Here is a 9,979-nt window from a genome sequence, read left to right on the forward strand (position 1 = left end):
AGGCCGCCTGGAGCCGACGGACGGAGTCCGGCGCAGCACCCCGCAGCCCGCGTAGCGGTGCAAGGGGTGCGTCAAGAGGGGTGTTCGAGCCGGACCCGGGCGCGCCGCGCTACCTGGTGACGGTCCGCGGCCTCGGCTACAAGTTCGAGCCGTAAAGAGCCTCGCTACGACGACGAGGGCGGCACCCCCAGCCAGGGGGTGCCGCCCTCGGGCGTGTGCGGGGCCGGTCAGTGGCCGGCCGCGGGGGACTCCGAGGAGGCCGGGCCCTCGGAGGACTCGGAGCTGCCGGAGGAGGACTCCGGCGACGGGGACCCGGAGGGGTTCGGGGACTCCGAGGGGCCGGCGGAGGCGCTCGCGGAGGAGGAGGGGTTCGGGACGGAGGTCGGGCCCCAGGAGCTGAAGTAGCTCGTGGCGGGGACGACGAACGCCTGGAGGCTGACGTCACCCGTCTCGCTGAACGTGAAGGTGATCTTCTGGGCGTTGCCGTTCTTCACGGTGTCGCCCGGGTTCTCCAGGACGGCGGACGCGTTGTTCTCGCCGCCGATGACGATCGAGCCGCCGGCCGGGACGAGCAGGCTGCCCTTCTTGCTCTTCGTGTCGCCCTTGCCCGGCGTCAGCACGGCGGAGGCGCTGGTGCCGTCCACGGTGATGCCGGTCAGCGTCTGGTCGGAACCGCTGGTGTTGAAGACGGTCGCGGCGACGGCGGCGGGCCCCTCGGCACCGCGCTCCGGCTGCGTGACGACGATCGCGTTCTGGATCTTGATCACGCCGACGGTGACGGCCGCGTTGTCCGGCTTGATCTCCAGGGTCTGGCTGTTGTTCCCGGCGGCGCAGCCGGCGAGCGAGGCGATCGAGAACGCGAGGGCGGAAGCGGCGAGGGCGCCGCGTCGAAGGCTGCTGCTCACGGCGGCGGCATCTCCTTGGAACGCAGGGGCGGACTCTCATAAAGCCGCCCTAAGGGTCAGTCAGCGCCCTCAGGGTATCGACCCGTTCACCAGCCCCCACACCCGACCCGCCCCTAACACCCCCCGACGGCCCGAGCGCCTCACCTGCCACACCGACCCCACCGCCCCCTCCCTACCCGCGAGTCACTATGGCCACTTCCCGTACCCCGCGCATTCACATAACCCCCTCGTGACCCCGGCCCGGATTTTCGAACTCCGAATGCGGGGCGTGCCGGAATTCGATCACCCGGAGGGGACCGGGCGTTCGATGATCAATTCCGGAAACGTCGAAGACCGGCCACGTCACGCCGAACGGAGTAGCGGAAGTCGCACACCAGGAAGGGGACATATCGGGACGTTCGCCCGCCTTGACGCGGTTCCGGAAGCGTGTAACGTACGCGTTTCGCCCCCCACGGAGAGCCGCTCCCACCTGCGAATACCCGCTTCCGGGCGCCTTCCCCAGCACGTTCCTGTTGCTGTTGTCAAGCCCCGAGATATGCCCTGACCTGCGAAAACGCCATTCAGGAACCGTCGTTTCCGTGTTACCCTGGATAGCCACGGAAGGGGTACCTGTCACATGACGTTCAAGGTTGGCGACACCGTGGTCTATCCCCATCACGGGGCCGCGCTGATCGAGGCCATCGAAACTCGCCAGATCAAAGGCGTGGACAAGACCTACTTGGTGCTGAAGGTCGCCCAGGGTGACCTGACGGTACGTGTGCCAGCGGACAATGCGGAGTTCGTCGGCGTACGTGATGTGGTCGGTCAGGACGGGCTGGACCGAGTCTTCGAGGTGCTGCGCGCGCCGTACGCCGAGGAGCCCACGAACTGGTCCCGTCGTTACAAGGCAAATCTGGAGAAGCTCGCCTCCGGTGACGTCATCAAGGTCGCGGAAGTCGTCCGTGACCTGTGGCGTCGTGAGCGCGAGCGCGGACTCTCCGCCGGTGAGAAGCGCATGCTCGCCAAGGCCCGCCAGATCCTGGTGAGCGAGCTCGCCCTCGCGGAGAACACCAACGAGGACAAGGCCGAGGCCCTGCTCGACGAGGTACTCGCTTCCTGAGCCGAGTCTTCTCGCCATCCGATAATGCCGCGGTGCCCGATGACGTATTTCCCGTCGCCGGGCGCTGCGGCATGTTCGTACCCTCACCGCCCCGAGCCCGGGGTCCCCGAAGGAACCCCGAGTACCTGTACGAGAGTCCCGGGCTCCCGCTCCCGACCCGCTCGTCACGGAAGGGGCAGGTCGAGGTGGGGGTACCCGGCACTCCTCCCAGGCCATACCCACGTAGGTCGAGCACACAAACCTGACAGGAACCATGTCTGACGAATCACACCCCCCCAAGGCGGCCGTCCGCACGGCCGCGGTGATTCCGGCCGCGGGCCGCGGCGTCCGCCTCGGCCCCGGCGCCCCCAAGGCGCTGCGCACGCTGAACGGCACGCCGATGCTGATCCACGCGGTGCGCGCGCTGGCCGCGTCCCGCGCGGTCTCCCTGGTCGTCGTCGTGGCGCCCCCGGACGGCGCTCCCGAGGTCCGCTCCCTCCTGGACGCGCACGCGCTCCCCGAGCGCACGGAATTCGTGGTCGTCCCCGGCGGCGAGTCCCGCCAGGAGTCGGTGAAACTCGGCCTGGACGCGCTGCCCGACGGGTACGACATCGTCCTCGTCCACGACGCGGCCCGGCCGCTGGTCCCCGTCGACACGGTGGACTCCGTCGTGGAGGCGGTCCGCGAGGGCGCCGCCGCCGTCGTGCCCGCCGTACCGCTCGCCGACACGGTCAAGGAGGTCGAGCCGACGCCGGGGGCGCCCGAACCGGTCGTCGCGACCCCGGTTCGCGCGCGCCTGCGTGCCGTGCAGACGCCGCAGGGGTTCGACCGGAAGGTCCTCGTGCACGCGCACGAGACCGTCACCCAGGACGTCACGGACGACGCGAGCATGATCGAGCAGCTCGGCGGGACGGTCGTCGTCGTCCCCGGGCACGAGGAGGCGTTCAAGGTGACGCGCCCGCTGGACCTGGTCCTCGCGGAGGCGGTCCTGGCGCGCAGGAGGGCCAACGATGGCTTCTGAGCTTCCGGTACTGCCCCAGGTGGGCATCGGCACCGACATCCACGCCTTCGAGGAGGGCCGCGAGCTGTGGTGCGCCGGCCTCAAGTGGGACGGCACGGGCCTGGCCGGCCACTCCGACGCGGACGTCGTCGCGCACGCGGCCTGCAACGCCCTCTTCTCGGCGGCCGGGCTCGGCGACCTCGGCCAGCACTTCGGCACCGGCCGCCCGGAGTGGTCGGGTGCATCCGGCGTCACGCTGTTGACGGAGGCGGCCCGGATCGTCCGGGACGCGGGCTTCGTGATCGGGAACGTCGCCGTACAGGTCGTGGGCCCCCGCCCGAAGATCGGCAAGCGCCGGGACGAGGCCCAGAAGATCCTGTCGGACGCGGTCGGCGCCCCGGTGTCGGTGTCGGGAGCGACGACGGACGGGCTCGGATTCCCGGGCCGGGACGAGGGTCTGATGGCGGTCGCGACGGCGCTCGTCGTACGGAAGCCCTGAACAACGGCGGTGTTTTTTCGCCGCCTTCTCCCACTACCCTTGGACCCGTGACTATTCGCCTGTACGACACCAGCGCCCGGCAGATCCGTGACTTCTCCCCGCTCACGCCGGGCTGCGTCTCGATCTACCTCTGTGGCGCCACCGTGCAGGCGGCCCCGCACATCGGGCACGTCCGGTCGAACCTCAACTTCGACATCATCCGCAGGTGGTTCACCTACCGGGGGTACGACGTCACGTTCGTGCGGAACGTGACCGACATCGACGACAAGATCATCAACAAGGCCGCTGAGCAGGGCCGTCCCTGGTGGTCCATCGGCTTCGAGAACGAGCGCGCGTTCAACGACGGTTACCGCGCGCTCGGCTGCCTCCCCCCGACGTACGAGCCCCGCGCGACCGGCCATGTCACCGAGATGGTCGAGATGATGCGCACGCTCATCGAGCGGGGTCACGCGTACGAGGCCGACGGCAGCGTGTACTTCGACGTCCGCTCGTGGCCCTCGTACCTGGAGCTGTCCCGGCAGGATCTCGACGAGATGCGCCAGCCGGACGAGTCCGGGATCACCGGCAAGCGCGACCCCCGCGACTTCGCGCTGTGGAAGGCGACGAAGCCGGGCGAGCCGGACTGGGAGACGCCGTGGGGCCGGGGGCGGCCCGGCTGGCACCTGGAGTGCTCGGCGATGGTCCGCAAGTACCTGGGCCCGGCGTTCGACATCCACGGCGGCGGCCTGGACCTGATCTTCCCGCACCACGAGAACGAGATCGCCCAGTCCAAGGCGGCCGGCGACGACTTCGCGACGTACTGGGTCCACAACGCGTGGGTCACCATGAGCGGCGAGAAGATGTCGAAGTCGCTGGGCAACTCCGTGCTCGTCTCGGAGATGGTCAAGCAGTGGCGGCCCATCGTCCTCAGGTACTACCTGGGTACGCCTCACTACCGATCCATGATCGAGTACAGCGAGGAGTCGCTGCGCGAGGCCGAGTCCGCGTTCGCGCGGATCGAGGGGTTCGTGCAGCGGGTGGTGGAGAAGGCGGGGGGTGTCGTCGAGCCCGCCGCCGAGGTGCCCCCGGCCTTCGCCGAGGCCATGGACGACGACTTCGGCGTCCCGCAGGCCCTCGCGATCGTCCACACCACCGTCCGCCAGGGCAACAGCGCGCTCGCCGCCGACGACAAGGAGGGCGCCGTCGCCCGCCTCGCGGAGGTCCGGGCGATGCTGGGGGTCCTGGGCCTCGACCCCCTCGACCCGCACTGGGCGGGCGAGTCCGACCGGGGCGAAGACCTCCACGGCGTGGTCGACAGCCTCGTACGCCTGGTCCTGGACCAGCGGGAATCCGCGCGGGCGCGCAAGGACTGGGGCACGGCGGACGCGATCCGCGACCAGCTCGGGCAGGCGGGGCTGGTGATCGAGGACAGCCCGCAGGGGCCGCGCTGGACGCTGGGACCGCGGTAGCCGGTTTCCGCTTCGCGAAGATCGATTGTGCCGTCCGGCCTTCCGGGCGGCACACTTCATGAGACGTACTGCTGTTTGAGCAGTGGAACTTTTTAAGGACTGGTAGGTCATGGCAGCCAACAACCGCCGCATGTCCGGCAAGAAGGGCGCGCAGGTCGGCAGTGGCGGCCAGCGGCGCCGGGGCCTTGAGGGCAAGGGTCCGACCCCGCCCGCCGAGATGCGCAAGGGGCACAAGAAGAACCGCATCGCCACGGCCCAGGCGCGCCGCGCGCAGGGGCGTCCGGCGACGCCGAAGGGCCGGGGCGGCAAGGGGACGTCCGAGATGGTCGTCGGCCGCAACCCGGTCGTGGAGGCGCTGCGCGGGGGCGTGCCCGCGACGACCCTGTACGTCCAGCAGTTCATCGACAACGACGAGCGCGTCCGCGAGGCGCTCCAGCTCGCGGCCGACCGGGGCGGCATCAACCTCATGGAGGCGCCCCGCCCGGAGCTGGACCGCATGACGAACGGCCTGAACCACCAGGGCCTCGTCCTCCAGGTCCCGCCGTACGAGTACGCGCACCCGGAGGACCTGGCCGCCGCCGCGTACGACGCGGGCGAGGACCCGCTGATCGTCGCGCTCGACGGCGTCACGGACCCGCGCAACCTGGGCGCGGTCGTGCGTTCGGTGTCGGCGTTCGGGGGCCACGGGGTGGTCGTGCCGGAGCGCCGGGCGGCCGGGATGACGGCGGGCGCCTGGAAGACGTCCGCCGGCACCGCGGCCCGCACGCCGGTCGCGCGGGCGACGAACCTGACGCGGGCGCTGGAGGCGTACAAGAAGGCCGGCGTCGTGGTGGTCGGGCTCGCGGCGGACGGCGAGGCCGAGGTGGGCTCGCTGGCCGCGCTGGACGGGCCGGTCGTCATCGTCGTCGGGAGCGAGGGCAAGGGGCTGTCGCGGCTGGTCGGCGAGACGTGCGACTTCCGGGTGCGGATTCCGATGCCGGGCGGCGCTGAGTCGCTGAACGCCGGGGTGGCCGCGGGGATCGTGCTGTACGAGGCGGCGCGCCGACGGGGGTAGTACCTGTCATCCGTACGGGGTAGCTCTGGATCCGTACGGGGTAGCTCTGGGGTTTGACGGGGTCCGGACACATCCGGCGAGTCAAGGCAGTGTCCTAAACACAAGTCACTCGGTTAGATGAGTGTGGACACCAGAACACCCCGTACACCCGCGGGGGACCGCCAGTCGGGATTCGCCTCAGGACTCGACGACGGTCCCGCACTGAGCATGGTGAAGGTGCCGAGCGATCCGGCGCAGGTCATCGTCACGCACGCCTCCTTCCGCGTGCAGTTGGGCGCGTCGGCGCGACGGAACCAATCCCCCGGCGTCGCACGGCACTTGAGCGCGTCCGAGGTGCCTGCGGGCGCCCCCGCGCGGCGCCGTCCCGTCGTCTGGAGCGGGCACTCCGCGCCGGACGACACCGGTGCGCACCGCCTCCTCCAGGCGGTCCGCGCCGGCAGCGTGGGCCACGCCGAGCAGCCCTCCGCCGACGCGGGCGCCACCCAGGTCATCCCCCGCGTGGAGGTCGAGGACCTCGCCGAGCGGACGATGGAGACGCCCCTCGTCGGCGCCCAACGCACCCGCGACAACCGGCTGTTGCCGCACATGCGGGCCGTCGACAGCGTCTACGACGAACCGGCGTACGCGCCCCCGCCGTACGACGGGTACGACGGGTACGACCAGCCGCGTGAGCGGGTGCCCGGCGATCCGGCGCGGCACGCGTACTACCCCGGGCGGCGGCTGAACCTCGGCGTCGTCCTGCTCCCGCTGCGCATCTTCCTCGGCTTCCTCGCGGTGTACGCGGGGATGGGCAAGCTCTGCGACCCCGTCTACTTCGACGGGGGCAAGCGGGGGTCGATGGTGAAGTGGCTGAACACGCTGCATCCGTGGGAAGTGGCTGAGCCACTGCGCCAGTTCGCGCTGCATCACCCCGTCGGCTCGGGGCTCGTGATCGCCTTCCTCCAGGTCGTCGTGGGCGTGCTGACGATCCTGGGGTGCTGGCAGCGGGTCGCGGCCGTGGTGGGCGCGCTGCTGTCGGCCGCGCTGATCGTGACGGTGAGCTGGAAGACCGTACCCGTCTACGACACCCCCGACATCATCAACCTCGCCGCCTGGTCGCCGCTGATCATCGCGGGCGCTCCGGTGTACTCGGTGGACGGGCGGCTCGCGTCCGCCGCGTGGCGGCGCCTCGGACCCCGGGCTCCCCTGTGGCAGTTGCGGCGCTACACGCTGCGCCGGGGCGCGCTGGTCACCGCCATCGTCGTCGGCCTGACCCTCCTCTTCGGCTCGCTGCTCGGCGCGGCCGTCCGCGACGCCGACCGCGTGGTCGTCCCCGGCCCCGGCGAGGCGCCGCGCAACGAACTGCCGGGCTCCCCGCTGCCGAGCGCCTCCGGCAAGGACGAGCCCAGCTCCCGGCCGACCGGCTCCGCCTCCACCTCCCCCACGACGGAGGGCACGGCCTCGACGCCGGCCACGGAGTCCCGCCAGGACGCGCCGGCCTCCACCCGCGACACGTCCGACACCCCCAGCCAGACCCAGGGCACGTCCTCGGACGACACCCCGTCGAAGGACACGGAGCCGGTGCAGGAGGCGCCGAGCACGACGTCCTCCGGCCCGTCCTCGGGCGGCAGCTCGTCGTCCAGCGGGTCGGACGGGGGCGAGTCGTCCGGCGGGAACGAGAACCTGGTGGGCGGCCTGCTGGGGTAGGCCCTTCCTCCGGTACGACGACGGGGTCCCCTTCCGCGCGGGAAGGGGACCCCTCTTTCGTTCGGGCATTCGGGGTCTCCTGCCGCACCGCCTGTGACGCCCTCCCGCCCGCAGGGGATTCCTCCCGCGTCATGACCGCAAAGGGGGGATCAGAAAGGCGGCCTCATTGCCCGCGTTCACTCCATTCACCCGGAACACCGTGCTGGGAGCGGTCGTCCTGGGCCTGACCGTCACCGCGCCGGCCGCGACGGCCGAGACCCGCGGCACACCCGCGGCCCCGGCGAACGTCGTCACCGCCGGCGACGGCGGCCCCTCCCCGGAGGACGCCGCCGACACCGCGAAACGCCTCGGCCGCAACGTCGTCCGCGAACGCACCGCGCGCATCCGCCCCACCGCGCTGGACCCCCTGTGCGCAACGGGCACCCCCGGCCGCGCGGCGCGCTTCCCGCTCTTCGACGACGTCGTCGTCACGGCCGTCGAGGAGGGCCGGGAGACGATCAACGGCCACCTGGTCTGGCACGGGACCCTCCAGGGCACCTCCCCCGACTCCGACCACGACGTCATCCTCACCCTCAAGGGCGGCTGCGACGGCACGGACGGCAACGAGCACCTGAGCGCCGACTTCATGCTCGGCGGCGACCACTACGCCATCGTCCCCGACGGCCCCGGCAAGGTCCTGGTCAGCCAGATCACCCCGGCGACGGAGGAACACGACGGCGGGCTGCACGCACCCAAGCCCCGCCCCACCAGCGCCACTCACCGCACGACGACCCCGGCCGGGGCGAAGGGCGGGACCAAGGGGAAGAGCAAGGCGCCCGGCTGCGGCACCGGTCCCGGCGACACGGTCCCCGTCGTCGACCAGCTCGTCGCCTACACCCCCCTCGCGCTGAAGGAGGCCGGCGGCACCGCGCAGATCGAGGCGCAGATCGCGCGCGGCGTCGCCCTCGCCAACGACGCCTTCGCCGACAGCGGCGCGAAGGTCCGCGCCCGCCTCGTCGGCACGACGGCCCTCCAGATCCCCGCGTCCTACGACAACGCGAGCAACGCGTCCCTGGCCGCCTTCGCCACCCCCGGCGACGGCATCGCCGACACCCTCCCCACCCTGCGCACCCAGGTCGGCGCCGACCAGGTCTCCACGGTCGTCGGCGGCCTCGCGGCGGGCGGCGTCGGCTACATCCCCGACCCGCCCGGACCCGGCTACGCAAACTGGGCCTACTCCGTCGTCGCCGAACAGGCCATCTGGCACTACTCGTTCGGCCACGAACTCGGCCACAACCTCGGCGCCTCCCACGACCGCACCACCGAACCCGTCCAGCCGACCCAGCCCCTGGGCGCCAACGGCTACTTCCCCGCCTCGGGAGACTGGTCGACCGTCATGTCGTACCAGACGAGCTGCGAGGAGGCCACGAAAGGTCCCTGCGGCCGGATCAACCGGTTCTCCAACGCCGCCCAGTCCTACCGGGGCGAGCCGCTGGGTGTCCCGCTGAACCAGGCCAAGCCCTCCGACACGGTCTCCGTGTTCAACACCACCGGGCCGGTCGTCTCCGCGTACAACGCGCCCGTCACCCCCGACACCCTGTGCTCGGTGGCCGAGTCGGTGTCCCCGGCCGGCTCCGGCACGGTGACGGCGGCCCAGCAGGGACCGTACCCGACCGGCATGACCAGCAACTTCACGGCGACCGCGAACAGCGGCCACGTCTTCGACCACTGGGTCCTCGACGGCAAGACCGTCACCGGCGGCAGCCCACAGCTGACCGTCACCATGAACTCCGACCACACCCTCCAGGCCGTCTTCCGCGAGGGAACCACCCCCACCCACACCGTCACCACGGCGACGAAGGGACACGGCACGGTGAAGAAGGCGTCCACCCGCCGCGCCGAGACCGAGGGCACCGACCTCCTCTACACCGCCGTACCCGAACCCGGCCACCGCTTCACCGGCTGGCAGCTCGACGGCTCCTACGCCGGCAACCACGACGACATCGTCCTGCGCGTCGGCCGGCACGACTCCACCCTCACCGCCCTGTTCGCGCCCCTCGACACCCCCCTCACCCTCACCACCCGAGGCGGCACCGGCACCGTCAAAACGCTCCGCCCCGGCCCCTACGCCGAGGGAGAGACCGTCACCGTCACCGCCGTCCCCGCCAAGGGCTACGTCTTCCAGGACTGGCTCCTCGACGGCAAGCCGTACGGCGGCCACGAGCGGCCCGGCAAGGCGCGCACGGCGGTCCGCATGGACGCCGCGCACACCCTGACGGCGGTCTTCAGGAAGAGCTGACCGCCCGTCCGGCCGGCGGGCGAACCATGCC

At 71.5% G+C, this 9,979-nt stretch carries 8 protein-coding genes and 1 pseudogene; 8 read left to right on the forward strand and 1 reads right to left on the reverse strand.

Going from position 1 to position 9,979, the window contains the following annotated elements; all coding sequences use genetic code 11:
* Positions 1-74 precede the first annotated feature (74 nt).
* A pseudogene (locus tag PV682_RS44570) lies at positions 75-155 on the forward strand (DNA-binding response regulator); the annotation flags it as partial.
* Positions 156-227: 72 nt separating this feature from the next.
* Here the strand turns inward: PV682_RS44570 and PV682_RS35130 are convergent.
* Positions 228-905 carry a copper chaperone PCu(A)C gene (locus PV682_RS35130; protein WP_319735805.1) on the reverse strand — a complete coding sequence of 226 codons (678 nt, stop codon included), beginning with the start codon at positions 903-905 and terminating at the stop codon, positions 228-230.
* Positions 906-1,521: 616 nt separating this feature from the next.
* Between PV682_RS35130 and PV682_RS35135 the strand changes: the two genes are divergently transcribed.
* From PV682_RS35135 to PV682_RS35165, 7 genes are all read left to right on the forward strand, one after another.
* The gene (locus PV682_RS35135) at positions 1,522-2,004 is read left to right on the forward strand and encodes a CarD family transcriptional regulator (protein WP_003953493.1); all 483 of its coding nucleotides are present in this window, start codon (positions 1,522-1,524) and stop codon (positions 2,002-2,004) included.
* A 253-nt stretch (positions 2,005-2,257) separates the two neighbouring features.
* Positions 2,258-3,004, forward strand: coding sequence for a 2-C-methyl-D-erythritol 4-phosphate cytidylyltransferase (ispD, locus tag PV682_RS35140; protein ID WP_319735806.1), 747 nt, complete (start codon positions 2,258-2,260; stop codon positions 3,002-3,004).
* The gene (ispF, locus tag PV682_RS35145) at positions 2,994-3,482 is read left to right on the forward strand and encodes a 2-C-methyl-D-erythritol 2,4-cyclodiphosphate synthase (RefSeq protein ID WP_319735807.1); all 489 of its coding nucleotides are present in this window, start codon (positions 2,994-2,996) and stop codon (positions 3,480-3,482) included. Before ispD ends, ispF begins: the two co-directional genes overlap by 11 nt.
* 47 nt (positions 3,483-3,529) lie before the next feature.
* Entirely contained in the window at positions 3,530-4,930 is a 1,401-nt protein-coding gene (cysS, locus tag PV682_RS35150) for a cysteine--tRNA ligase (protein WP_319735808.1), read from the forward strand.
* Between the two features lie 109 nt (positions 4,931-5,039).
* Entirely contained in the window at positions 5,040-5,984 is a 945-nt protein-coding gene (gene rlmB / locus PV682_RS35155; RefSeq protein WP_319735809.1) for a 23S rRNA (guanosine(2251)-2'-O)-methyltransferase RlmB, read from the forward strand.
* Positions 5,985-6,101: 117 nt separating this feature from the next.
* Positions 6,102-7,670: a DoxX family protein gene (locus PV682_RS35160; protein WP_319735810.1), complete on the forward strand. Its 1,569-nt coding sequence runs from the start codon at positions 6,102-6,104 to the stop codon at positions 7,668-7,670.
* A gap of 199 nt (positions 7,671-7,869) precedes the next feature.
* Positions 7,870-9,948: an InlB B-repeat-containing protein gene (locus PV682_RS35165; protein ID WP_319735811.1), complete on the forward strand. Its 2,079-nt coding sequence runs from the start codon at positions 7,870-7,872 to the stop codon at positions 9,946-9,948.
* Positions 9,949-9,979 lie beyond the last annotated feature (31 nt).

This window comes from Streptomyces niveiscabiei, assembly GCF_033794345.1.
GTDB classification, from domain to species: Bacteria; Actinomycetota; Actinomycetes; order Streptomycetales; family Streptomycetaceae; genus Streptomyces; species Streptomyces niveiscabiei.

Coding starts and splice junctions, on each gene's coding strand:
- ispD (WP_319735806.1), top strand. CDS start 2,258: ATGTCTGACGAATCACACCCCCCCAAGGCGGCCGTCCGCACGGCCGCG.
- rlmB (WP_319735809.1), top strand. CDS start 5,040: ATGGCAGCCAACAACCGCCGCATGTCCGGCAAGAAGGGCGCGCAGGTC.
- PV682_RS35135 (WP_003953493.1), top strand. CDS start 1,522: ATGACGTTCAAGGTTGGCGACACCGTGGTCTATCCCCATCACGGGGCC.
- PV682_RS35160 (WP_319735810.1), top strand. CDS start 6,102: ATGAGTGTGGACACCAGAACACCCCGTACACCCGCGGGGGACCGCCAG.
- ispF (WP_319735807.1), top strand. CDS start 2,994: ATGGCTTCTGAGCTTCCGGTACTGCCCCAGGTGGGCATCGGCACCGAC.